This window comes from Salinibacterium amurskyense (assembly GCF_002797685.1).
In the GTDB taxonomy this organism is placed as follows: domain Bacteria; phylum Actinomycetota; class Actinomycetes; order Actinomycetales; family Microbacteriaceae; genus Rhodoglobus; species Rhodoglobus amurskyensis.
In genome coordinates this window covers 1647913-1669973 of record NZ_PGFH01000001.1, presented here as the reverse complement: position 1 = coordinate 1669973, position 22061 = coordinate 1647913, and the positions used below count along the sequence as shown (strand labels likewise).

Annotated in this window: 23 protein-coding genes; 13 read left to right on the top strand and 10 right to left on the bottom strand. The window is 60.0% G+C overall.

Annotated elements, in window-relative coordinates:
• Positions 1 to 119: 119 nt before the first annotated feature.
• Positions 120 to 818 (top strand): 3'-5' exonuclease, encoded by a 699-nt coding sequence (locus CLV85_RS07945; RefSeq protein WP_100388999.1) that lies wholly within the window; start codon positions 120 to 122, stop codon positions 816 to 818.
• 144 nt (positions 819 to 962) lie between these two features.
• On the opposite strand, the gene CLV85_RS07940 is transcribed toward CLV85_RS07945, so the two are convergent.
• Both CLV85_RS07940 and CLV85_RS07935 read right to left on the bottom strand, forming a co-directional pair.
• Positions 963 to 1214: a type B 50S ribosomal protein L31 gene (locus CLV85_RS07940; protein WP_100388998.1), complete on the bottom strand. Its 252-nt coding sequence runs from the start codon at positions 1212 to 1214 to the stop codon at positions 963 to 965.
• Between the two features lie 73 nt (positions 1215 to 1287).
• Positions 1288 to 2070, bottom strand: coding sequence for an ABC transporter ATP-binding protein (locus CLV85_RS07935; RefSeq protein ID WP_100388997.1), 783 nt, complete (start codon positions 2068 to 2070; stop codon positions 1288 to 1290).
• Between the two features lie 129 nt (positions 2071 to 2199).
• Between CLV85_RS07935 and serB the strand changes: the two genes are divergently transcribed.
• The gene (gene serB, locus CLV85_RS07930) at positions 2200 to 2838 is read left to right on the top strand and encodes a phosphoserine phosphatase SerB (RefSeq protein ID WP_100388996.1); all 639 of its coding nucleotides are present in this window, start codon (positions 2200 to 2202) and stop codon (positions 2836 to 2838) included.
• 52 nt (positions 2839 to 2890) lie between these two features.
• Here the strand turns inward: serB and CLV85_RS07925 are convergent, their stop codons facing one another.
• Positions 2891 to 3613: a beta-ketoacyl-ACP reductase gene (locus CLV85_RS07925; RefSeq protein WP_100389305.1), complete on the bottom strand. Its 723-nt coding sequence runs from the start codon at positions 3611 to 3613 to the stop codon at positions 2891 to 2893.
• 70 nt (positions 3614 to 3683) lie between these two features.
• Here CLV85_RS07925 and CLV85_RS07920 point away from each other — a divergent pair, with 70 nt between their 5' ends.
• Genes CLV85_RS07920 through CLV85_RS07910 form a run of 3 tightly spaced genes read left to right on the top strand, consistent with a single transcriptional unit; the run spans position 3684 to position 5055 of the window.
• Positions 3684 to 3983 (top strand): DUF3099 domain-containing protein, encoded by a 300-nt coding sequence (locus CLV85_RS07920; protein ID WP_100388995.1) that lies wholly within the window; start codon positions 3684 to 3686, stop codon positions 3981 to 3983.
• Positions 3980 to 4222: a hypothetical protein gene (locus tag CLV85_RS07915; RefSeq protein WP_100388994.1), complete on the top strand. Its 243-nt coding sequence runs from the start codon at positions 3980 to 3982 to the stop codon at positions 4220 to 4222. Before CLV85_RS07920 ends, CLV85_RS07915 begins: the two co-directional genes overlap by 4 nt.
• A gap of 14 nt (positions 4223 to 4236) precedes the next feature.
• The gene (locus tag CLV85_RS07910) at positions 4237 to 5055 is read left to right on the top strand and encodes an SURF1 family cytochrome oxidase biogenesis protein (protein WP_308430440.1); all 819 of its coding nucleotides are present in this window, start codon (positions 4237 to 4239) and stop codon (positions 5053 to 5055) included.
• On the opposite strand, the gene CLV85_RS07905 is transcribed toward CLV85_RS07910, so the two are convergent.
• Positions 5052 to 6650 carry an ABC-F family ATP-binding cassette domain-containing protein gene (locus tag CLV85_RS07905; RefSeq protein WP_100388992.1) on the bottom strand — a complete coding sequence of 533 codons (1599 nt, stop codon included), beginning with the start codon at positions 6648 to 6650 and terminating at the stop codon, positions 5052 to 5054. The two genes, CLV85_RS07910 and CLV85_RS07905, sit on opposite strands and share 4 nt — an antisense overlap.
• 113 nt (positions 6651 to 6763) lie before the next feature.
• Here CLV85_RS07905 and CLV85_RS07900 point away from each other — a divergent pair, with 113 nt between their 5' ends.
• Entirely contained in the window at positions 6764 to 7390 is a 627-nt protein-coding gene (locus tag CLV85_RS07900) for a biotin transporter BioY (protein WP_100388991.1), read from the top strand.
• Here CLV85_RS07900 and CLV85_RS07895 read toward each other — a convergent pair.
• Genes CLV85_RS07895 through sufB form a run of 5 tightly spaced genes read right to left on the bottom strand, consistent with a single transcriptional unit; the run spans position 7387 to position 11461 of the window.
• The gene (locus CLV85_RS07895) at positions 7387 to 7716 is read right to left on the bottom strand and encodes a metal-sulfur cluster assembly factor (protein WP_100388990.1); all 330 of its coding nucleotides are present in this window, start codon (positions 7714 to 7716) and stop codon (positions 7387 to 7389) included. The two genes, CLV85_RS07900 and CLV85_RS07895, sit on opposite strands and share 4 nt — an antisense overlap.
• A gap of 4 nt (positions 7717 to 7720) precedes the next feature.
• Positions 7721 to 8485 (bottom strand): Fe-S cluster assembly ATPase SufC, encoded by a 765-nt coding sequence (gene sufC, locus CLV85_RS07890; RefSeq protein ID WP_100388989.1) that lies wholly within the window; start codon positions 8483 to 8485, stop codon positions 7721 to 7723.
• A 37-nt stretch (positions 8486 to 8522) separates the two neighbouring features.
• On the bottom strand, positions 8523 to 8858 hold the full coding sequence (locus CLV85_RS07885; protein WP_100388988.1) for a non-heme iron oxygenase ferredoxin subunit: 336 nt from the start codon (positions 8856 to 8858) through the stop codon (positions 8523 to 8525).
• Positions 8855 to 10042: a Fe-S cluster assembly protein SufD gene (gene sufD / locus CLV85_RS07880; RefSeq protein ID WP_100388987.1), complete on the bottom strand. Its 1188-nt coding sequence runs from the start codon at positions 10040 to 10042 to the stop codon at positions 8855 to 8857. Before sufD ends, CLV85_RS07885 begins: the two co-directional genes overlap by 4 nt.
• Complete coding sequence (gene sufB, locus CLV85_RS07875; protein WP_100388986.1) at positions 10043 to 11461, bottom strand: Fe-S cluster assembly protein SufB; 1419 nt, start codon at positions 11459 to 11461, stop codon at positions 10043 to 10045.
• A gap of 291 nt (positions 11462 to 11752) precedes the next feature.
• On the opposite strand from sufB, the gene CLV85_RS07870 reads away from it, so the two are divergent.
• Complete coding sequence (locus CLV85_RS07870) at positions 11753 to 12640, top strand: COX15/CtaA family protein (protein WP_229820229.1); 888 nt, start codon at positions 11753 to 11755, stop codon at positions 12638 to 12640.
• A gap of 28 nt (positions 12641 to 12668) precedes the next feature.
• Here CLV85_RS07870 and CLV85_RS07865 read toward each other — a convergent pair whose 3' ends face one another.
• Entirely contained in the window at positions 12669 to 13589 is a 921-nt protein-coding gene (locus CLV85_RS07865; RefSeq protein ID WP_100388984.1) for a heme o synthase, read from the bottom strand.
• A 231-nt stretch (positions 13590 to 13820) separates the two neighbouring features.
• On the opposite strand from CLV85_RS07865, the gene tkt reads away from it, so the two are divergent.
• From tkt to pgl, 6 genes are read left to right on the top strand one after another with little or no spacing between them, the layout of a single operon-like run.
• On the top strand, positions 13821 to 15914 hold the full coding sequence (gene tkt / locus CLV85_RS07860) for a transketolase (protein ID WP_100388983.1): 2094 nt from the start codon (positions 13821 to 13823) through the stop codon (positions 15912 to 15914).
• Positions 15915 to 15938: 24 nt separating this feature from the next.
• Positions 15939 to 17051, top strand: coding sequence for a transaldolase (tal, locus tag CLV85_RS07855; RefSeq protein ID WP_100388982.1), 1113 nt, complete (start codon positions 15939 to 15941; stop codon positions 17049 to 17051).
• Positions 17048 to 18646, top strand: coding sequence for a hypothetical protein (locus tag CLV85_RS07850; RefSeq protein WP_100388981.1), 1599 nt, complete (start codon positions 17048 to 17050; stop codon positions 18644 to 18646). Before tal ends, CLV85_RS07850 begins: the two co-directional genes overlap by 4 nt.
• 35 nt (positions 18647 to 18681) lie before the next feature.
• On the top strand, positions 18682 to 20223 hold the full coding sequence (gene zwf / locus CLV85_RS07845; protein ID WP_100388980.1) for a glucose-6-phosphate dehydrogenase: 1542 nt from the start codon (positions 18682 to 18684) through the stop codon (positions 20221 to 20223).
• Positions 20220 to 21191, top strand: coding sequence for a glucose-6-phosphate dehydrogenase assembly protein OpcA (locus tag CLV85_RS07840; RefSeq protein ID WP_100388979.1), 972 nt, complete (start codon positions 20220 to 20222; stop codon positions 21189 to 21191). Before zwf ends, CLV85_RS07840 begins: the two co-directional genes overlap by 4 nt.
• A complete protein-coding gene (gene pgl / locus CLV85_RS07835) occupies positions 21191 to 21994 on the top strand; it encodes a 6-phosphogluconolactonase (protein WP_100388978.1) in 804 nt (267 codons plus the stop codon). The genes CLV85_RS07840 and pgl overlap by 1 nt, the downstream gene beginning before the upstream one ends.
• Positions 21995 to 22061 lie beyond the last annotated feature (67 nt).

The following is a 22061-nucleotide window of genomic DNA, read 5'->3' as shown; positions in this document are numbered from 1 at the left end:
GACAGTTGGCGGCATTGAGCATACCGGGGCTGCTGCGGAGCAGTGCTTGGCTAGCCGCTTCCCCGCGGAGTGCCGCGAGCCGAGTTCCCGGTGTCAGTGTCGCGCTCTACGCTGAGTGCATGAGCAACTCCGGCACTTTAGCCACCTTTGATCTTGAAACCACCGGCGTCGATGTCGAAACTAGTCGCATCGTCTCAGCCTGCATCGCGATCGTCGATGCCTCTGGCGCTGTCGTATCGCGGTGGGATTGGCTCGCCGATCCCGGCATCGAGATTCCGGAGGGTGCGGCGGCAATTCACGGAATTTCGACCGCACGAGCTCAAGCAGAAGGCCGGCAGGCATCCTTGGTCGTCGCGGAGATCGTGCAGACCCTCAAGGTGACCTGTGCTCTCGGAATCCCGCTGGTTGTCTACAACGCTCCTTATGACCTGTCGCTGCTCGACCGCGAATGTCGTCGGTACGCGCTTGAGGGCCTGGCAGAGCCGTACATCGTGATCGATCCGCTCGTGATTGACAAAGCGGTCGACCGCTACCGTCGCGGCAAGCGCACGCTCGAAGTCACGTCCGCGCTTTATGGCGTCGACCTCGACGATGCGCATGACGCTGGGTCGGATGCCATCGCAGCGGCACGCGTCGCGCAGGCACTCCTCGCCAAGTACGGTGACCAGCTCAGCATCCCGTTCGGAGAACTGCATTCGCAGCAGCAGCGCTGGTACGCCGATCAGGCCGCCAGTTTTCAGGACTACATGCGCTCGTCCAAGGGCGATCACAGTTTCGTGGCTAACCCTGACTGGCCGGTGCGCTCACTCCCCCAGTAGCCGCACGGCTCATTACGTCGAAGTGCGCAGTGCCCTGGGGCGCTGCGCACTCGTCGTTGGTGGCGGAGTACGTTGTGCGGTCCGCCACGTTAACGACTGAAGGCGACCGGATAACCGGTCGCCTTCAGGAAAAACTGACTACTACTAGTTGCCGAAGCCCTTGTAGCGGTTCTTGAACTTCTCAACGCGGCCGGCGGAGTCCATGATGCGCTGCTTACCGGTGTAGAACGGGTGCGATTCCGAGGAGATTTCAACGTCAATCACCGGGTAGGTGTTGCCGTCTTCCCACTCGATCGTCTTGTCGCTCGACACGGTCGAACGGGTAAGGAACGTGGAACCAGACGCGAGGTCGCGGAAAACGATGGGCGCGTACGTGGGGTGGATCTCGGACTTCATTGGATTTCCCTGGATTCTGGATGAAAAAAGACGTAGGCGGTCACGCGGACCGACACACAAGCCTATCAGAGGATTAGGCGGCTCGTGCGGTGTAGCGGCCGGCGTCTTTCGTGATGATGAGTTCGAGGCCGAATGCGGCACTCAAGTTCTCTGATGTAACAACGTCGTCGATTCTACCGGCGCTGTGCACAGATCCTTCGGTCAAAACCAGCGCGTGAGTAAATCCACGGGGAATCTCCTCAACGTGGTGCGTGACCATAACAATTGCCGGCGCGGTCTCCGCTTGCGCATAGCCGCTCAACAATTGAACGAGTTCTTCCCGTGCACCGAGGTCAAGACTTGCTGCTGGTTCATCGAGAAGAAGAATTTCTGGGTCGGTCATGACTGAGCGCGCGATTTGAACTCGCTTTTGCTCACCATCGCTGAGGTCGCCGAAGCGACGTTCCTCGAGGTGCGAAAGGCTCCATTCGGCGAGCACTCGGCGCGCGCGACGAATGTCGACGTTTTCGTACTCCTCGTTCCAGCGCCCCGTCACCGAGTACGCCGCTGTAAGCACGACATCAATGACGCGTTCGTTGCTGGGCACGCGGCGGGCAAGAGCCGTTGACGAAAAGCCGATGCGCGGGCGCACATCAAACACGTCAGCAGAGCCGAGCGTGCTGTCGAGGACGGTTACATCACCCGAGCTGGGATGAATCTGCGCCGCAGCGATTTGGAGCAGTGTTGTCTTGCCTGCACCGTTGGGACCGAGTATCACCCACCGGTCGGAGGCGTCCGCGCTCCAAGAAACGGAGTCGAGGATCGTGTTGCCACTACGTGTGACGGTGACGTCGGTGAATGAGAGAACGCTAGCCATGATGTGTTCATCCTATTGCTTCGCAGGCTTCTATGGGCGAGGCGCGAAGGGCGATCCCGATAGTCTGACGAGTGAAGTGGTGAGGTGAAGAACCTCACGCTCGTAATCGTCGTTAGAAGGAGCCTCGTTGTGGCACAGTTTCTCGTTGTTTTCGATGTCGACTCGACCCTCATCGAGAACGAAGTCATCGAACTCCTCGCCGCTCGCGCAGGCTCCGAACCAGAAGTTACCGACATCACCACGCGCGCCATGAACGGCGAACTCGATTTCGAGCAGAGCCTCCGAGCGCGAGTCGCAACGCTCGCGGGTCTCCAGGAGAGCGTGATCGCCGAGTGTGCTCGCGACATCCGGGTCACCAACGGCGCCACCGAACTTATTGCCGGAGTGAAGGATGCCGGAGGCCGCGTTGCCGCAGTCTCGGGTGGCTTCCATGAGCTTCTTGATCCCCTCGCAACCACGCTTGGGCTGGACTACGCCCGAGCGAACCGACTCGAAGTAGCCAATGGTGCCCTGACCGGGGCGGTTCTCGGTCCCGTCATCGACGCGCAAGCCAAAGCCGATGCACTGCGCGAATGGGCCACCGATTCGGGTATTCCGCTTTCGCGAACCATTGCCGTCGGCGACGGCGCCAACGATCTCCGCATGATGGAGGCCGCGGGGCTGTCTGTCGGCATCACCGCGAAACCGATCGTGCGCGCGAATGCCGACGTACACATCGACATTCGCGACCTCAGCGCCGTTCTGCCGCTGTTGGGCTTGCGCAGTTAGCGTGCATCCGAGGCTGCGCCGCGTTTGGGCAGCTGTCCGGCGGGTTGGTGGGTTAGTGGCCCATTCCTAGGCCGCCATCGACTGGGATAACCGCGCCTGAGATGTAGCCGGCGTCATCGCTGGCCAGCCACGTGATTGCTTTCGCAACTTCAGCCGGCTGGGCAAAGCGGTTCGCTGGAATCTGCTTGAGGTACGTATCCTGCTGCTCGGTCGCGAGAGCTGCTGTCATGTCAGTCTCAATGAAACCGGGAGCAACCACGTTGGTGGTGATTCCGCGGCTGCCCAACTCACGAGTGAGTGAGCGAGCGAGCCCAATCAGACCGCTCTTCGATGCGGAGTAGTTGACTTGACCTGCCGAGCCCAAGAGGCCGACAACGCTCGATACAAGGATGACGCGCCCGAAGCGCGCTTTCATCATGCCCTTTGAGGCCCGCTTGACCACGCGGAAGGCTCCGGAAAGATTGGTGTTGAGTACGTCGGTGAAGTCTTCGTCACTCATGCGCATCAACAGCATGTCGCGGGTGATGCCGGCATTGGCGACAACGACTTCAACCGGGCCTAGCTTGGCTTCAACCTCGGTGAAAGCGGCATCAATGCTTGTAGCGTCGGTGACATCTGCGGTGACCGTGAGGGTTCCTTCGGGGCCGGTGCCCGAGCGCGCAGTCACGGCTACGCGGTAGCCCTGAGCCACAAACTCTTCGGCGATGGCCCGGCCGATGCCGCGATTGCCGCCGGTGACGAGAACGATTCGTGATTCAGTTGCAGTGGTGCTCATGGTTCCCAGCATATAGTCGCCGAGGGCGGCGTAGGCTTAGGGGTACAACCTCGGCAACCGAAGAAAGCCAATGAACACTCCAGAGTCGATCACGTCGCTCCCTGAGCGGCCGGATGATGAGCGTCGTCGCCGCGTCATCAACTACTCCATAGCTATGGCGATTCGCGTTGTCTGCGTGTTGCTGTGTGTGTTCGTGCGCGGCTGGTGGCTCGTGCTGCCGATTCTTGGCGCAGTGGTCTTGCCTTATATCGCGGTCGTCCTCGCTAACGTCGAGACGCGCCGTTCGGGCGCCGTGAGCGCGCCAGGCCAGTTTGCTCTCGAGTCGCGTGATTCTTTTCTCGCTCATGGATCGGATGAGGCTGCTCGGTGATCGGAGAGAGTGGCCCGAGCACGCAACAGTGCTCGCGCGCTGGCTGCACTGCGCCAGCGCAGGTCAACGTCAACTGGCGTAACCCTCGTATTCACGGCCCCGAGCGTGTGAAGGTGTGGCTCGCCTGTGCCGAGCACGAAGAGTTTCTTCGTGACTATCTCGCAAGCCGGGGATTCCCCGTTCTGGTGAGCGATCTCGACTCCCCTGTCAGCATGGTTCCGGATGGCGGTGCTGCGTGAGTAAGTGGCGTTTCGTGCTTTCAAGTCGTTGGTTCGGCTACCTCACGCTCGTGATCGTGTTTGCAATTGGTTGCGTCTTTCTCTCACATTGGCAGTTTGATCGCCGCGAAGAGGCCGCTACTGAAGTAGCTCGTGTCAGCGAAAACTGGGAATCCGCTCCGCGGACCCTTGACTCTGTGATGCCTGAGCTCAACGAATTCAACGAAGACAATAAGTGGATGTCGGTCGCGGTGAGCGGCGAGTATCTCAACGACGAACAGCTCCTCGTTCGAGGCCGTCCGTACGGCGGACAGCCAGGATTCGAAGTATTGGTGCCGCTACAACTCGAGAGCGGCGAAATCATCGTCGTCGATCGCGGCTGGGTGCCCTCGGGTAATAGCCAAGACGCGCCGGATTCGGTACCCGAAGCTCCGACCGGCACCGTCGATGTAGTCATGAGGCTCAAGCCGAGTGAACCAACCGTATTCGGGCGTTCAGCTCCTGATGGCCAGATTGCAACCATTCACTTACCGGCGATCGCGGAGATCCTCGGCGACTCCACTTACACCGGCGCCTATGGGTTGCTCGCCACAGAGACCCCTGCCGTCGACGTACGACCACTCGCCTACCCCAAACCGCTCCTCGACGAAGGCGCGCACCTGTCCTACGCATTCCAGTGGGTAGCGTTCGGTGTACTCGCTTTTATCGGCCTGGGTTGGGCTGTGCGTCAGGAGTACCGCCTGATCAATGAAGACGACCCCGCCGAGCAGGAGCGCGCTAAGAAGCGTCGCCTCAAGTCAGAGAAGCGTGGCCCCACTGACGCGGAGATCGAAGACGCGTTGCTCGACTCTTAGGCCAGGCTGATGAGGTCTGCGTAGTCCTTGTTCCAGTGGTCTTCGATACCGTCGGGCAGGATCAAGACCCGCTCGGGGTTGAGGGCTTCGACAGCGCCCTCATCGTGGCTGACCAAAACGACGGCACCGGTGTAGTTCGCGAGGGCGCCGAGAATTTCTTCGCGGCTCGCAGGGTCGAGGTTGTTAGTCGGCTCATCGAGCAGCAACACGTTTGCGCCGCTCACGACGATCATCGCGAGAGCAAGACGGGTCTTTTCTCCACCGGAAAGAACTCCAGCAGGCTTAGTCGCGTCATCCCCGGTGAACAGGAATGACCCAAGGACACGACGCGCTTCCATCTCGGTGATGTTGGGCGACGACGAAACCATGTTCTCAAGCACGGAGCGCTTGACGTCAATCGTTTCGTGCTCCTGAGCGTAGTAACCAATTCGAAGGCCGTGACCGGGCTCGATGTGGCCAGTGTCTGGCAAATCCACCCCGGCGAGCATGCGAAGCAGCGTCGTCTTTCCAGCACCGTTGAATCCCAAGATGACTACTTTGGAACCGCGGTCGATCGCGAGATCGACGGAGGCGAAGATTTCGAGTGAGCCATAGCTCTTGCTGAGGTTGTAACCCATGAGCGGCGTACGACCACACGGTGCTGGATCCGGGAAACGCAGAGCGGCGACCCGGTCAGAGGCGCGAACATCCTCAAGCCCGGCAAGCAGTTTCTCGGCGCGAGCCACCATCTGGTGAGCTGAGGCAGCTTTGGATGCTTTCGCGCCGAAACGTGCGGCCTGTGCCTGCAGCGTTGACGCCTTCTTCTCGGCGTTGGCGCGTTCCTTCTTGCGACGCTCTTCGTCGGACTGGCGCTGGCGCAGGTAGTGCTTCCAGCCCATGTTGTACTGGTCGATCAATTGGCGGTTGGCATCGAGATAGAACACCTTGTTGACGGTGTCTTCCACCAGTTCAACATCGTGGCTAATCACGATCAGGCCGCCGCTAAAGTTTTTGAGGAACTCGCGGAGCCACACCACCGAATCGGCGTCGAGGTGGTTTGTCGGCTCGTCGAGCAGCATCGTGTCAGCGCCCGAGAACAGAATGCGCGCGAGTTCGATGCGGCGACGCTGTCCGCCCGAAAGCGTGGAAAGTGGCTGATCGAGGATGCGGTCGGGAAGGCTGAGGTTGCTGGCGATCGACGCGGCTTCGGCCTCGGCCGCGTAACCACCCAGCGCTAAGAAGCGGTCATCGAGCTTGCTGTACCGGTCCATCGCCGCGGCGCTGATAGCGGGATCGCTACTGCCCATTTCGTCTTGAGCCTGACGCATCTTGAGAACGATGCTTCCCAGCCCACGCGCATCGAGAATACGGGTGCGGGCGAGATCTTCAGGGTTTCCCGAGCGTGGGTCCTGCGGCAAGTAACCGATTTCACCGGTGCGTTCGATCTTCCCGTCTGTGGCTTCCAACTCCCCCGCGAGGGTTTTGGTCAGCGTGGTTTTGCCAGCACCGTTGCGCCCAACAAGCCCGATTTTGTCTCCGCGGTCTACGCGAAAGTTGACGCCTTGCATCAGCATGCGTGCGCCTACGCGCAACTCGAGGTCATGCACAGCAAGCACGGCAAAACATCCAAATCTTGGGGGTTGGGGAAAGTGGGCGACAGCACCAACCAACTAGTCTACTTCCTAGCGCTGGTCGATCAGTGCACGAACGACGATTCAAAGGGAATGCCATGGCTAAGAGCGTGAGCGAGCGATTCTTCAAGCCGACGATGATCGACCTCGTCTTCGGCCCGAGTCCCGCTTCCAGCGTCGTCTTTATCGCGGCTGCGGCCGGATTCACGGCGATTGCTGCCCAACTCGTTGTTCCCCTGAATCCCGTTCCGATTACGGCGCAAACGCTCGCTGTAATGATCGTAGGACTCAGCCTCGGAGCCACGCGGGCGGCCCTCGCTATGCTGCTCTATGCAGCGCTCGGGCTTAGTGGCCTCCCGGTATTCAGTAACGCTCAAGGCGGTGCCGATGTCGTTGCCGGTACCAGCGGCGGTTACATCATTGGTTACATCGCTGCGGCCTGGTTGATCGGCGCCCTTGCCGAACAGGGCTGGAACAAGACCTTCTGGCGAGCCGCTCTCGCCAGCATCATCGGCAGTGTTGTCATCTACGCATTCGGAATGATGGGCATCGCGAGAGTGCTGTCAGAAGCCGGTGAAGACTTTAGCCTCGCCTATCTGTTTACTATTGGCGTCGCACCGTTCATCGTTGGCGCGCTCATTAAAGTGACAATCGCCGCAGCGCTACTTTCGTTTACCTGGAAAGCAGTGCTGCAGCGACGACCACGAGCTGCGGAGTTTGTTTAGATCGAGAAGCCGAGAGCGCGCATCATGTCGCGGCCGTCGTCAGTGATCTTTTCGGGGCCCCACGGCGGCATCCACACCCAGTTGATGCGGAAGGCCTCTACGACGTTATCGAGCGATTGAGCGATTTGCTCCTCGATGACGTCCGTAAGTGGACAGCCGGCTGAGGTCAGCGTCATGCTGATGATCAGGGCATTGTTTTCGGGATCCCAGCTGAGATCGTAGATGAGACCCAAGTCGACGATGTTGACACCGAGCTCGGGGTCAACAACGTCCTTGAGGGCTTCTTCGACTTCGTCGAAGAGAGCGGGCGCCAGAACGGTAGACATACGCTTAGGCTACGCTCGTGTCGGTCAAAAATCGATCGTAGCCTTCGTTCTCGAGGCGATCTGCAAGTTCCGGACCGCCTTCTTCGGCGACGCGACCGTCGACGAACACGTGCACGAAGTCGGGCTTGATGTAGCGCAAAATGCGCGTGTAGTGCGTGATCAGCAGCAGGCCGAGTCCAGTCGCCTCTTGTGCACGATTGACGCCCTCAGAGACGATCTTCAACGCGTCGACATCGAGGCCGGAGTCGGTCTCGTCGAGAATCGCGAACCGCGGCTTGAGCAACTCAAGCTGAAGAATCTCGTGGCGCTTCTTCTCGCCACCAGAGAAACCTTCGTTTACGTTGCGGTCGGAGAAGGTCTTGTCCATACGGAGAGCCTTCATGGACTCGTTGACCTCTTTGATCCACGGACGAAGAGCCGGGGCTTCACCGGCGAGAGCGGTTTTAGCGGTGCGCAAGAAATCCGCGACCTTGACGCCAGGAATCTCTACCGGGTACTGCATGGCCAGGAAGAGGCCAGCGCGGGCACGCTCGTCGATGCTCATGTCGAGAACCTCAGCACCATCGAGAGTGATTGAGCCTCCCTCGACGTGGTACTTGGGGTGACCAGCGATTGTGTAAGCGAGAGTCGACTTACCTGAGCCGTTGGGACCCATGATGGCGTGGATTTCGCCCTGCTTGATCTCAAGGTCGACGCCGTTGAGGATCTGCTTTGTACCCTGCTCGGTTTCGACACTCACGTGCAGGTCTTTGACTGACAGTACTGACATTCGTTTTCTTTCCTTAATGGTCTCGTGTGGAGAGCTGTTAGCTCTCGATGGCGACGGTGTCTTCGGGATCGATGTGAACCCCTCCGTCGTCGTCGATCTTCACTACAAAGACCGGTACAGGTTCATAGGCGGGCAAACTCAGTGGTTTTCCCGTGTCAAGCGAGAAAAGCGAGCCATGAGCCCAGCATTCAATCGCACCGTCTTCAACGAAGCCTTCAGCAAGGGAGATGTCCCCGTGGGTGCAGGTATCGCCAATGGCGTGTACCTCACCGGCGGAGTCCTTGACGATGCAAATTGCGGTGCCGTCGAGTTCAACGCGGTAGGCCTTGTTGAGTTCGAGTTCATCGACGCCACAGACGCGCTGGGCGGTCACGAGTGCGTTCCTTCCAACTCAGACTCGATCGCAACAGTAAGTCGCGCTTCGAGTTCTTCGTCGCCCACCTTCTGAACGATCTCCGCTAGGAAGCCGATGACCACGAGGCGGCGTGCCTCTGCTTCGGAGATTCCACGAGCCTGCAGATAGAAGAGCTGTTCGTCGTCGAAGCGTCCGGTGGCGCTAGCGTGGCCAGCTCCCTGGATGTCTCCGGTTTCGATTTCAAGGTTCGGGATCGAGTCCGCGCGCGTGCCTTCGGTAAGAACCAGGTTTCGGTTCTGCTCGTAGCTGTCTGTGCCAGCACCGTCGCGACCGATCAAGACATCACCGACCCACACCGTGCGTGCGCCGTCGCCCTGAAGCGCGCCCTTGTAGTTGACGCGACCGCGAGTCTGGGCAGCCTGGTGGTGCAGATACACGCGCTGCTCGAGGTGCTGTCCCGCGTCAGCGAAGTACAGACCGTAGAGTTCGCCGTCGGCGCCCTCTCCCGACAGGTGAACGGACGGGTTCACGCGAACGACTTTGCCGCCGAGCGACACGATCGTGTGCTTCAACGTAGCCGAGCGCCCTACCTGAACAAAGTGGCTCGAGAGGTGGATGGCGTCAGCCGCCCAATCCTGCACGCTCACGAAGTTCAAGGTTGCGCCCTCTTCAACTACGACTTCAACGTTCTCGCTCAGCAAGGCTTCACCGGCAGATTCGATGATCACCGTGGTGTTGCTGTGAGGACGAGCCGTAATTACCGTGTGCGCGCCGCGTGCAGCGGTGCCGAGAGTCGAGCGCGAGATTCGCACTGTGCTGTGCTCTTCGCCCGTCAACGTGATCGCCAAAGCCTGTTCAAAGCTGCTCCACGCGTTAGCGGAAGCACGCTCTTCGGGCGCGCCAGCGGAAGCAACGCGAGAATCATCGCGTGAAACCCACTCGACGGTGGCGCCGTCGACCGCGTCAGTAGCAATGTCGTACGGCGAGCCGTCGAGGGCGTCGTCGATGAGCGGCTTGACAAGCTTGACGGGAGTGAGCTTCCACTCTGCTTCAAGTCCATTGACCGCAGCGAAATCATCGTGAGCGAATGACTTGGGGCGCTCCGAACGAGTCTGAACGGGAACGAAGCCTTTTTCGCTTGCGTCCCATCCGCCGTCGCTGTGAGCCTTAAATCCGTGTTGTTCTGGTGTAACGACGGTCATTTAGCCGACGGATCCTTCCATGCTCAGTTCAATGAGCTTATTGAGTTCGAAGGCGTACTCCATGGGCAGTTCGCGCGCGATGGGTTCGATGAAGCCGCGGACGATCATCGCCATAGCTTCGTCTTCTTCCATACCGCGGGACTGCAGGTAGAAGAGTTGCTCAGCGCTGACCTTCGAAACCGTAGCTTCGTGACCGAGCTGTACGTCATCCACGCGGATGTCGATTGCCGGATACGTATCCGAGCGAGAGATGGTGTCGACCAGCAGCGCGTCGCAGCGAACGGTATTGGCCGAGTGGTGGGCTTTCTCGTCAACGCGGACTTCTCCGCGGTAACCAGCGCGGCCGCCACCCCGAGCGACAGACTTCGAGACGATCGATGACGTCGTGTAGGGGGCCATGTGGATCATCTTCGCGCCGGCATCTTGGTGCTGACCGGGACCAGCGAATGCGACGGAAAGCGTTTCGCCCTTGGCGTGCTCCCCCACCAGGTAGATCGATGGGTATTTCATCGTGACCTTGGACCCGATGTTGCCATCAATCCATTCCATGGTGGCGCCCTCGTGCGCGATTGCTCGCTTAGTCACGAGGTTGTAGACGTTGTTCGACCAGTTTTGGATTGTCGTGTAGCGAACGCGGGCGTTCTTCTTGACGATGATCTCTACAACTGCGGAGTGCAGTGAGTCCGACTTGTAGATCGGCGCGGTGCAACCCTCGATGTAGTGAACGTAGGAACCCTCGTCAGCGATGATCAGGGTGCGCTCGAACTGGCCCATGTTTTCCGTGTTGATGCGGAAGTAAGCCTGCAGCGGGATCTCTACATGAACGCCCTTAGGGACGTAGACGAACGAGCCGCCCGACCAGACGGCCGTGTTGAGAGCCGCGAACTTGTTATCGCCGGCCGGAATTACGGTTCCGAAGTACTCTTCGAAGAACTCGGGGTGCTCGCGCAGTGCCGTATCGGTGTCCATGAAGATAACGCCCTTGGCTTCAAGCTCGGCGTTGATCGAGTGGAATACGACCTCAGACTCGTACTGCGCAGCAACACCGGAGACGAGGCGGTTGCGCTCGGCTTCCGGGATTCCCAGCTTCTCGTAGGTGTCGCGAATGTCTGCCGGAAGGTCTTCCCACGTCTGGGCTTGCTTCTCGGTAGAGCGCACGAAGTATTTGATGTTGTCGAAGTCGATGCCCGATAGGTCGGCGCCCCACTTCGGCATGGGTTTGCGACCGAACAGCTCGAGGCCCTTAAGGCGCATCTTGAGCATAGATTCGGGTTCGTTTTTAAGCGTAGAGATGTCGCGAACGACCTCTTCGTTGATGCCCCGTCGCGCAGAGGCTCCCGCAACGTCGGAGTCAGCCCAGCCAAACTCATACTGGCCCAAGCCATTGAGTTCCGGACGATCAATCAGCACGTCGGACATTGGTACCTCTTTTCCTGCCCCTATCAACCAAGGTGGCTGCGTTGGCATTCCTTCGCACAGCACTTTGCCGGGAATATTTCGTGAGGTGCGCGTGCGCTGTGTCACAACACTGCGCGGGCGAACTTAGACTGAAACAGGACAAGCGAGAGACTATCCCGCTGTCAACATTGACTTCCCGGCGTGGGCTGTGTTCCTGAACGCAATCCATTCTACAGGCAGAAGCCCGAAATAACAGGAGGTACGGCCGTGAACGCCGTCATCGCACGATTGCCCCATTCTGTCGACGCTCGAGTGAGATTTTTTGCAGTCACTTCGCTGGTCATCCAAATCCTCATTGTTGCCACAGGCGGGGCCGTTCGCTTGACCGGATCGGGACTCGGATGCCCGACCTGGCCGCTCTGCACAGACGCGTCATTGATCGCGACTCCTGAGATGGGAGTTCACGGTGTAATCGAGTTTGGCAATCGCTTGCTCTCAATCATCGTCGGCTTCGTAGCGATTCTCATGGTGCTGATGGTGCTGCGCATCCGTCGCGAACGCCGCGACCTCATGTCGCTGTCCCTCATGATTTTGGGCGGCACCGTCCTTCAGGGCCTCATCGGAGGTCTTTCGGTGCGCGTTCAGCTCGACCCCAGCATCGTGGGCGTTCACTACGCCATCTCGGCGATTTTGGTGGCTATTAGCGCGGCCCTCGTTTATCGGGTCTGGACTGGCCTTCGTGGACCGGCTCTCTCGGTGCCCAAGCCCGTGGCGATTCTCACGCATGTGACGAGCCTCTTTGTAGCATTGACGATCATCGCGGGAATCTTGACTACCGGAGCGGGCCCTCACGCCGGCGACGACGGAACCGCCCGCAATGGCCTTGACGCCGGCATCCTGCAGCACGTGCACAGCTGGCCGGGTTACGCGTTGATCGCAGCGACCCTCGCGCTCGTCATCGTGTTGGCACGTGGCGGCCACCGCCGCATCATGGACTTCGCCATCATCCTGCTCGTGCTTGAGGTCGTTCAGGCATTGATCGGAATCATCCAGTCGCGCAGCGGACTACCTATTCTCCTTGTAGGCAGCCACATGGTGATCGCCTGCACGATTGCCGCGGCCATGACCGCGGTCGTGCTCTCGCTGCGACCCAGCGTCAACCAAGTCGAGCGCACTAGCGCAGAAAAGGCTGCTCTCTAGAGCAAACGGCGGGCCCGTTGTTCTCGCGCTAGAACGGGAGCAGCGGGTCGATGCCCACAGCCAAGAAGACCAGCGTCAAGTAGCTGATCGAGCTGTGGAACACGCGCATGGCCTTGACTTCGCCGTGACGAATCGCGGTGTTGTAGAGACGGTGCGATTCGATGATGAACCATGCACCGCTGAGGGCTGCGACGAGCGTGTACAGCACGCCCATCCCTGCAACCGGTACGAGTAGCAACGAGCACACGACGGTAGCCCACGCGTAAAGAATGACCTGCAGGCCCACTGCCGCACGGCCGCGGACGACTGCGAGCATAGGAACGCCGACCGACTGGTAGTCAGCGCGATACTTCATCGACAGGGGCCAGTAATGCGGCGGCGTCCACAGGAATACCACCGCGAAGAGAATGAAGGCAGCCCATGAGAGGTCGCCGGTCACAGCAGCCCAGCCGATGAGTACGGGCATGCACCCAGCAATGCCACCCCAGATGATGTTCTGAGGGGTGCGCCGCTTGAGCAACAGTGTGTAAACGAAGACATAGAAGAGGATGGCGAAGAGCGAGAGTGCCGCAGCGAGCCAGTTCGTCAGAACGCCGAGCCAGACGACGGAGCCGACTCCACTGATCCAGGCGAACATCAACGCCTCGCGGTCGCTCAGCTCGCCGGTCACCAAGGGGCGGCCCTTGGTGCGGGCCATCACACGGTCGATATCGCGGTCGATGTAGCAGTTGAACGCATTCGCGGAGGAGGCACTGAGAATGCCGCCGACGAGAGTCGCGAGGACCAGCCAGAGATTCGGGATGCCATTTGCAGCGAGCACCATAACGGGCACGGTGGTGACGAGAAGCAGCTCGATAACACGCGGCTTTGTCAGCGCAATGTAAGCGCGAATCTTACGAAGGATGCCAATGCGTTCCTGCTGCGTGGGGGCTTCTAACGTGACATCCATACCAACGATTGTAATCCGCATAAAGAATTGCGCTGACCGCGCCCGTAACTGGGCAGCGAGCACTTGCTCGGTTCCCTATACTTGGGGTGCCCGCCTGTCGGTGGACTGCTTGCACACAGTGTGGTGCAGCGAGACACTTCCGACTGAGGCAATGATGTCGCGTGGCGGGTCGTTCATGTGCCCTGATCGTTTTCGGTCGGGCACTTCGCTTGCAGAAGGGTCATTAATCTCATGGCAGCTTTTCAATGGGATCACATCGACAATAAAGCGGTAGACACCGCTCGAATTCTGGCGGCTGATGCTGTTGAGAAGGTAGGTAACGGGCATCCCGGTACCGCGATGAGCCTGGCGCCTGCAGCGTACTTGCTCTTTCAGAAGGTGATGCGTCGTGATCCAAGCGATGATCAGTGGATCGGCCGCGACCGCTTCATCCTTTCCGTGGGCCACAGCTCGCTCACTCAGTATGTTCAGTTGTACCTTGGTGGCTATGGCCTCGAGCTCGATGACCTCAAGGCACTTCGTACCTGGGGTTCGCTGACTCCCGGACACCCCGAATTCGGCCACACTAAGGGCGTAGAGATCACCACTGGCCCTCTTGGCCAGGGCATTGCATCGTCAGTCGGCTTCGCTTACGCAGCCCGCTACGAGCGTGGACTATTTGACCCCGAGGCAGCTGCGGGCACGAGCCCGTTCGACCACTTCGTTTATGTCATCGCAGGTGATGGCGACCTTCAAGAAGGCGTTTCCGCCGAAGCATCATCACTCGCGGGTCACCAGCAACTCGGAAACCTCATTGCGATCTACGACAGCAACCAGATCTCGATCGAAGACGACACCAACATCGCCTTCACCGAAGATGTGCAGATGCGCTACGAGGCTTACAACTGGCACGTCCAGGTAGTTGACTGGAAGAAGACCGGCGAGTACGTCGAAGACGTCGAAGCTCTCAACGCTGCAATCGAAGATGCCAAAGCAGTTACCGACCAGCCCTCGCTCATCATCTTGCGCACCATTATTGGTTGGCCGGCACCCAACAAGCAGAACACCGGAAAGATCCACGGATCTGCTTTGGGAGCTGACGAGCTCGCTGCGACGAAGGTCGCGATGGGTCTCGATCCCGAGAAGAGCTTCGTAGTCGACGACGACGTAATTGCTCACACTCGCTTGGCTGTAGAACGTGGCAAGCAGGAACGCGCTGAGTGGACTGAGAAGTTCGACGAGTGGGCTGCTGCGAACCCTGAGCGCAAGCAACTTCTCGACCGCGTGCTCTCGGGCGCGTTGCCTGAAGGCATCGACGAGGCACTCCCCCAGTTCGAAGCGGGCAAGGATGTTTCGACGCGCGCGGCGAGCGGCAAGGTTCTTGGCGCTATCGGTGCCGTCATGCCCGAACTCTGGGGCGGTTCGTCTGACCTCGCCGAGTCGAACCTCACTACGATCGCTGGCGGAAAGTCCTTCATTCCTGCCGAGCACTCGACCGACGAGTGGAGCGGCAACGAATACGGCCGTGTTCTTCACTTCGGTATCCGCGAGCACGCTATGGGCGCGATCATCAACGGCATCGTTCTGCACGGAAACACCCGCGCATTTGGTGGCACGTTCTTGATCTTCAGCGACTACATGCGTCCCGCGGTTCGTCTTGCTGCTTTGATGGCAGTTCCGTCGATCTTCGTCTGGACCCACGACTCGATCGCTCTCGGTGAAGACGGACCGACTCACCAGCCCATCGAACAGCTCGCAAGCCTCCGCATGATCCCGGGCATGGATGTCGTTCGTCCCGCCGACGCCAACGAAACGGCATGGGCGTGGAAGACCATCCTCGAGCGCCGCAACGGACCCGCTGGTATCGCTCTTACCCGTCAGAACATCCCCGTCTTCGAGCGTGGCGAAGCAGAGGCAAGCGGAGAGACCTTCGCTGCGGCATCCAACGTCGCTCGTGGCGCCTACGTACTGGCAGAAGCTCCGAACGGAACGCCCGATGTGATTCTGATCGCAACCGGCTCAGAAGTTCAGCTCGCTGTAGAGGCACGCGAGACGCTCAAGGCAGACGGAATCAACGCTCGCGTTGTTTCGGCACCGAGCCTCGAGTGGTTCGCTGAGCAGTCCGCGGAATACCGTGAGTCTGTTTTGCCTTCTACTGTGCGTGCACGCGTGTCAGTTGAAGCGGGCGTGTCCACCGGATGGCGCGAGTATGTCGGCGACGCTGGTCGCAGCATCTCGATCGACCACTTCGGCGCATCCGCAGATTACAAGACACTCTTCCGTGAGTTTGGTATCACCACCGAGGCCGTTGTGGCCGCCGCACGCGATTCGCTGGATGCCGTTTAGGCACCCCCAGTCAAGGAGATAAGAATGACCAACGAAACCCCCACCGCAGCCCTCTCCGACCTCGGAGTGAGCATTTGGCTCGACGACCTTTCTCGCGAACGCATCAACTCAGGCGGACTGCAGGAACTGATGGCGTCACGCAACGTCGTCGGCGTCACCACAAACCCTACGATCTTCGCTACGGCGCTGGCCAAGGGTGAGGCATACGACGAGCAGGTTGCTGCTCTCGCCGCCAAGGGTACGAGCGTGACGGATGCTGTCTTCGAGATCACGACGGACGATGTCGCTGCTGCCAGCGACATTTTCCGTCCCGTTTACGATGCAACCGCTGGTCGCGACGGCCGCGTGTCGATCGAGGTTGAGCCCGGACTGGCTCACGACGCCGCCGGCACGATCGCTCAGGCACAGCAGCTGTGGGCCAAGGTTGCTCGCGAGAACGCCATGATCAAGATTCCGGCAACGGTAGAGGGTCTCGAAGCAATCACCGAGACCATTGCCGCTGGTATCAGCGTCAACGTCACCTTGATCTTCAGCTTGGCGCGCCATCGCGATGTCATTGAGGCGTACCTGACGGGTCTTGAGAAGGCTCAGGCCGCAGGCCACGACCTTTCGAAGATCCACTCGGTCGCCTCGTTCTTCGTGTCGCGTGTCGACACCGAGATCGACAAGCGTCTCGACGCGCTCGGCACCGACGAGGCCAAGGCCCTGAAGAGCAAGGCGGGCGTCGCTAACGCACGCTTGGCGTACGAGGTCTTCGAGAACGCATTCGCGACCGACCGCGCTCAGGCCCTCATTGCCGCTGGCGCCAACAAGCAGCGTCCGCTGTGGGCATCCACCGGTGTCAAGGATCCAAGCCTGCCCGATACGCTCTACGTGACCGAGCTCGCCGTCGGCGAGACGGTGAACACGATGCCCGAGAAGACTCTGGAAGCAACCTTCGACCACGGAGTCATCGAGGGCGAGCAAGTGACGGCCAGCTACGACGCCGCGAACATCACCTTGGACGCTTTGTCAACGCTCGGAATTTCCTACGACGAGGTAACTGCGCTTCTCGAGAAGGAAGGCGTCGAGAAGTTCATCGTTTCCTGGAACGAGCTTCTCGACACAGTTTCCGCCGCACTAGAGGCTGCAAAATGAGTGTGAAGATCGCAGTATCGGGCGCGGCTGCCGAAGCCGTCAACCGTATTGTTCCGCAGCTAGTCAACGATCTGGTTGCGAGCCGAATCACCGGAGGCGACGCGACCCTGTGGGGCCCCGACGCTGAAGAGGAGTCGGCTAAGCGTCTCGGTTGGGTCGAAGCCGTTTCCGTCGGACGCCCAATGATCGATGACATCTACGCGTTGCGCGATAAATTGCGTGCCGCTGGCGTGGATCACTTCGTGCTGGGCGGAATGGGCGGCTCGTCGCTCGCGCCCGAGGTCATTACTCGCACCTACGGCGTGGAGCTCACGGTTCTTGATTCGACCGACCCCGCTCAGGTGCAGGCTGCGTTGGCTGACCGCCTGCAGTCGACTGCAGTAGTCATTTCTTCGAAGTCGGGCTCGACGTTGGAGACCGACTCGCAGAAACGAATCTACGAGAAGTTCTTCACTGATGCCGGGATCGACCCCCGCGAACGCATCATCATCGTGACCGATCCCGGTTCGCCCTTGGATGGTGCGGCTCGTGCCGCCGGATACCGTGTCTTTAACGCCGACCCGAACGTTGGCGGGCGCTACTCGGCACTCACCGCGTTCGGCCTCGTTCCATCAGGACTCGCTGGCGTTGACCTGTCGGAGCTTCTTGACGAAGCCGAAGCAGTGATGGTGGAACTCGCGGTAGACAACGAGAGCAATCCGGGCCTCGTGCTCGGCGCTGCGATCGCTGGCACGGATCCGCGCAAAGACAAGATTGGCATCGTTGCTGACGGTACCCACATCCTCGGCTTCGGAGATTGGGCTGAACAGCTCATTGCTGAGTCAACGGGAAAACTGGGCACGGGTATCCTGCCCGTTGTTCTGCAGCCTGACTCCCCCGAAATTGCTGAAGGTCTCGATGACCTGCAGGTGGTTCGACTCGTTGGCGACTGGGATGACACCAAAGAGGTCGTCGAAGGCGAGATAGAAATTGCCGGTTCGCTCGGCGGGCAGCTGCTTCTGTGGGAGTACGCGACCGTTGTTGCCGGACGTCTTCTCGGCATTAACCCCTTCGACCAGCCGGATGTCGAAGCTGCGAAGAACGCAGCGCGCGAGCTGATCGATAACCCCACACCGCCGCAGGCTCCCGCCTTCGTCGCCGGGGATATTGAGGTTCGCGGTACCGCTGGAGTCGTGGCAGAGAGCACCGATCTCGCGGGCGTCGTCTCGTCGTTGCTGTCCTACTTGGATGACGATGGCTACGTTGCGATCCAGGCTTACGCCGATCGCACCGCCTACCCCGAGCTCGCGGAGATCCGTGAGCGTGCTGCAGCGCGCGCTAAGCGCCCTGTGACGTTCGGCTGGGGACCTCGCTTCCTGCATTCGACCGGCCAGTTCCATAAGGGCGGCCCCGCGGTAGGCGTGTTCTTGCAGATCATCGTGGTTGAAGAGTCTGATCTGCAGATTCCTGACCGTCCGTTTACGTTCGGCGAACTTATCCGTGCGCAGGCTGCTGGTGACGCCAGTGTTCTGGCAGGGCATGGCCGTCCGGTGTTGAGCCTCACGGTCTCGAACCCGAAGGTTTCGTTGCCGCTCGTTCTCGACGCCATCGGATAGCTGCCGCTCGTTAGCGCAGCGTACAGAGGAGAAGTATGTCCCCCGTTGACATCAGTGCCGAATTCAACCCGTTGAGGTTGACCTCGGACCGCAGACTTAATCGCATTGCGGGCCCGAGCGCTCTGGTCATTTTTGGCGTAACCGGCGACTTGTCGCGCAAGAAGCTCATGCCGGCTGTGTACGACCTCGCCAACCGGGGGCTACTTCCTCCTGGCTTTGCCCTCGTGGGCTTTGCCCGCCGCGACTGGGAAGACCAAGACTTCGAGAAGGTCGTCCATGATGCCGTAAAGCAGTATGCGCGCACGCCCTTTGACGAGGACGTCTGGAAGCAGCTCGCTCAGGGCATCCGCTTCGTCCAAGGCGAGTTCGACGATGCCGCGGCATTTGAACGACTCAAGGACACCTTGGCCGACTTGGATCGCGAACGAGGAACCATGGGTAACCACGCGTTCTATCTTTCGATTCCGCCCAAGTCGTTCCCGCAGGTGACCGAGCAGCTTCGTAACTCTGGCCTCGCAGAACAGCGCGAAGGTCGCTGGAGCCGTGTTGTTATCGAAAAGCCTTTCGGTAGTGACCTTCATACGGCTCGTGAGCTCAATGATGTTGTGGAGTCGGTCTTCCCGCCCGACAGCGTCTTCCGCATCGACCATTACCTCGGTAAAGAGACCGTGCAGAACATTTTGGCGCTGCGGTTTGCGAACCAGTTGTACGAACCCCTCTGGAACTCCAACCACGTCGATCACGTTCAGATCACCATGGCTGAAGACATCGGAGTGGGCGGCCGGGCTGGCTACTACGACGGCATTGGCGCCGCACGCGACGTCATCCAGAACCACCTTTTGCAGCTTCTCGCCCTCACCGCAATGGAAGAGCCCGTGTCGTTTGATGCCGCCGACCTGCGCGCTGAAAAAGAAAAAGTGCTCTCAGCCGTGCGCCTTCCAGAAAACCTCGGGGAGCACACTGCGCGCGGACAATATGCAGGTGGTTGGCAGGGCGGCGAGAAGGTCAGCGGCTTCCTCGACGAAGACGGAATGAATCCTGAGTCGACCACGGAGACGTATGCTGCCATCCGTCTTGATATTGGAACTCGGCGATGGTCAGGCGTGCCCTTCTACCTTCGCGCCGGCAAGCGCCTTGGACGTCGGGTTACCGAAATCGCCGTCGTATTCAAGCGGGCACCGCAATACCTCTTCGAGGAAAGCCGAACTTCTGCACTCGGGCAAAACGCGCTCGTGATTCGCGTGCAGCCCGATGAAGGTGTCACGATTCGTTTCGGTTCCAAAGTCCCCGGTGCAGAAATGCACGTTCGCGATGTCACGATGGACTTTGGTTACGGTCATGCCTTCACCGAAGCAAGCCCCGAAGCCTACGAGCGCTTGATTCTCGACGTACTTCTCGGCGATCCCCCGTTGTTCCCACGCCACGAAGAGGTCGAGCTCAGCTGGAAAATTCTCGACCCGATTGAAGAGTTCTGGGCAACGCAGGGCGCCCCAGAGCAATACCGTCCCGGAACCTGGGGCCCGAAGTCTGCCGATGACCTCATGGAGCGCGACGGCCGAGTCTGGAGACGACCATGATCGTTGATTTGCCCAACACCACCACGGCCAAAATTTCGAAAGCGCTCGTGCGCATTCGTGAAGATGGCGGTGCCGTTGCTCTCGGACGCGTACTCACATTGATTATCGCGACCGAGTTCGGCAACGAAGAAGAAGCAATCGAGGCGGCCAACGACGCCTCGCGCGAGCACCCCATGCGGGTTCTCGTGGTGTCGACTAGTCCCACCGCTTCGTCGTCGGATGAGGAAGCACGCGTTGACGCCCAGATTCGCGTCGGCGGGGATGCCGGAGCGAGCGAAGTTATCGTCGTGACCGCCCACGGCGATGCCGCACTCGATCAGGAGAGCCTTGTCACGGGGCTCTTGCTGCCCGATGCGCCGGTAGTCGCATGGTGGCCGGGCGAAGGCCCGGAGAGCGCATCCGAGTCGCCACTGGGACGCATTGCCCAGCGCCGCATCACCGACGCGGCGGCAAGTGCGTCGCCGCTCGATGCGATGCACCGCATGTGCAAAACCTACGTTCCCGGCGACACTGACTTCGCTTGGACTCGCCTTACGCTATGGCGAGCCCAGCTGGCCGCTGTGCTCGACCAGCCGCCGTACGAGCCGATCACCGCGGTTACCGTGAGCGGTTCCGCCGATTCTGCTTCGACGATGCTTCTGGCAGCGTGGTTGCAAATGCAACTCAAGGTAACTGTGACTCTTGACGTCGCGGATGGATCGCCAGTCCCCACCGGAATTCACGCCGTGATCTTAGAACGCGCATCTGGCACGATTACGCTCGAGCGCAACGTGGCGTCGATCGCTACTTTGACGCAGCCCGATCAACCGGTGCACGACATCTCACTCCCCCGTCGAAACCTTCGCGATTGCCTCTCGGAGGAATTGCGCAGACTTGACCCCGACAAGCTCTTCGGAAACGTCGTCCGCTACGGCGTGAGCGACATCACCGGTGTCGAGATCGAAAAATACGTGAAGGCAAAGATCTGATGAGCAACGAACGTCGCGCAATAGTCCACCCCAACAAGGTTGATCTCGCCCAAGCGGTAGCGGCTCACTTTCTCTCCAAGGTGCCCCAAATCATCGCGGAGTTCGATGAAGCCACAGTCGTACTGACCGGTGGAAGTATGGGGCAGGCTGTTCTGGCTGCCATCAACGAATCTCCGCAGCGTGACGCCGTTGATTGGTCTCGCGTCAACTTCTGGTGGGGCGACGAACGTTGGCTGCCCGCCGGAGATCCTGAGCGCAATGATGCACAGGCGCGCGCTGCGCTTCTCGACCACATCCCGGTTAATCCGGCTCGCGTTCACGCCGTAGCGGCCTCTGACGCAGGGCTGTCGCTGGATGACGCTGCTCAGGCTTACGCTAACGATCTGCGGGCGCACGCCGCACGCAATGGCAAGTACCCGAACTTCGACATCGTGTTTCTTGGTGTCGGCCCTGACGGACATATCGCATCGCTCTTCCCCGAGCGTGAGGGCATCCGTGAGACCGAGCGCACAGTGATTGCCGTTCGCAACTCGCCCAAACCACCCGACGAGCGCGTTAGCCTCACACTGCCGGTCATCAACTCATCGGTACGTATCTGGGCAGTAGTGGCCGGCGCTGACAAGGCATCTGCTCTTGGACTCACGCTCGCTGGTGCGAGCTACAACGAAGTACCGGCGGCCGGGCTCGAAGGACGCCGCAAGACTCTGTTCCTTGTCGACTCTGATGCAGCGGCGCAGGTTCCGGCGGCGCTGATCGACCCAGGCCAGTTTTGGACGAGCGCCGATTCGACAGACGAGCACTAAGTCCTTTCGCCAGCGCGCTCGCACACGCGGTAGCGCCAGGTGTCGAGACAATAGGAAAGCCCCAACC

Bases quoted from the DNA above. Each gene is read 5' to 3' on its own strand.
- CLV85_RS07945 (WP_100388999.1), top strand. From the start codon at position 120: ATGAGCAACTCCGGCACTTTAGCCACCTTTGATCTTGAAACCACCGGC.
- CLV85_RS07940 (WP_100388998.1), bottom strand. From the start codon at position 1,214: ATGAAGTCCGAGATCCACCCCACGTACGCGCCCATCGTTTTCCGCGAC.
- CLV85_RS07935 (WP_100388997.1), bottom strand. From the start codon at position 2,070: ATGGCTAGCGTTCTCTCATTCACCGACGTCACCGTCACACGTAGTGGC.
- CLV85_RS07925 (WP_100389305.1), bottom strand. From the start codon at position 3,613: ATGAGCACCACTGCAACTGAATCACGAATCGTTCTCGTCACCGGCGGC.
- CLV85_RS07920 (WP_100388995.1), top strand. From the start codon at position 3,684: ATGAACACTCCAGAGTCGATCACGTCGCTCCCTGAGCGGCCGGATGAT.
- CLV85_RS07900 (WP_100388991.1), top strand. From the start codon at position 6,764: ATGGCTAAGAGCGTGAGCGAGCGATTCTTCAAGCCGACGATGATCGAC.
- CLV85_RS07895 (WP_100388990.1), bottom strand. From the start codon at position 7,716: ATGTCTACCGTTCTGGCGCCCGCTCTCTTCGACGAAGTCGAAGAAGCC.
- sufC (WP_100388989.1), bottom strand. From the start codon at position 8,485: ATGTCAGTACTGTCAGTCAAAGACCTGCACGTGAGTGTCGAAACCGAG.
- sufD (WP_100388987.1), bottom strand. From the start codon at position 10,042: ATGACCGTCGTTACACCAGAACAACACGGATTTAAGGCTCACAGCGAC.
- sufB (WP_100388986.1), bottom strand. From the start codon at position 11,461: ATGTCCGACGTGCTGATTGATCGTCCGGAACTCAATGGCTTGGGCCAG.
- CLV85_RS07865 (WP_100388984.1), bottom strand. From the start codon at position 13,589: ATGGATGTCACGTTAGAAGCCCCCACGCAGCAGGAACGCATTGGCATC.
- tkt (WP_100388983.1), top strand. From the start codon at position 13,821: ATGGCAGCTTTTCAATGGGATCACATCGACAATAAAGCGGTAGACACC.
- tal (WP_100388982.1), top strand. From the start codon at position 15,939: ATGACCAACGAAACCCCCACCGCAGCCCTCTCCGACCTCGGAGTGAGC.
- CLV85_RS07850 (WP_100388981.1), top strand. From the start codon at position 17,048: ATGAGTGTGAAGATCGCAGTATCGGGCGCGGCTGCCGAAGCCGTCAAC.
- zwf (WP_100388980.1), top strand. From the start codon at position 18,682: ATGTCCCCCGTTGACATCAGTGCCGAATTCAACCCGTTGAGGTTGACC.
- CLV85_RS07840 (WP_100388979.1), top strand. From the start codon at position 20,220: ATGATCGTTGATTTGCCCAACACCACCACGGCCAAAATTTCGAAAGCG.
- pgl (WP_100388978.1), top strand. From the start codon at position 21,191: ATGAGCAACGAACGTCGCGCAATAGTCCACCCCAACAAGGTTGATCTC.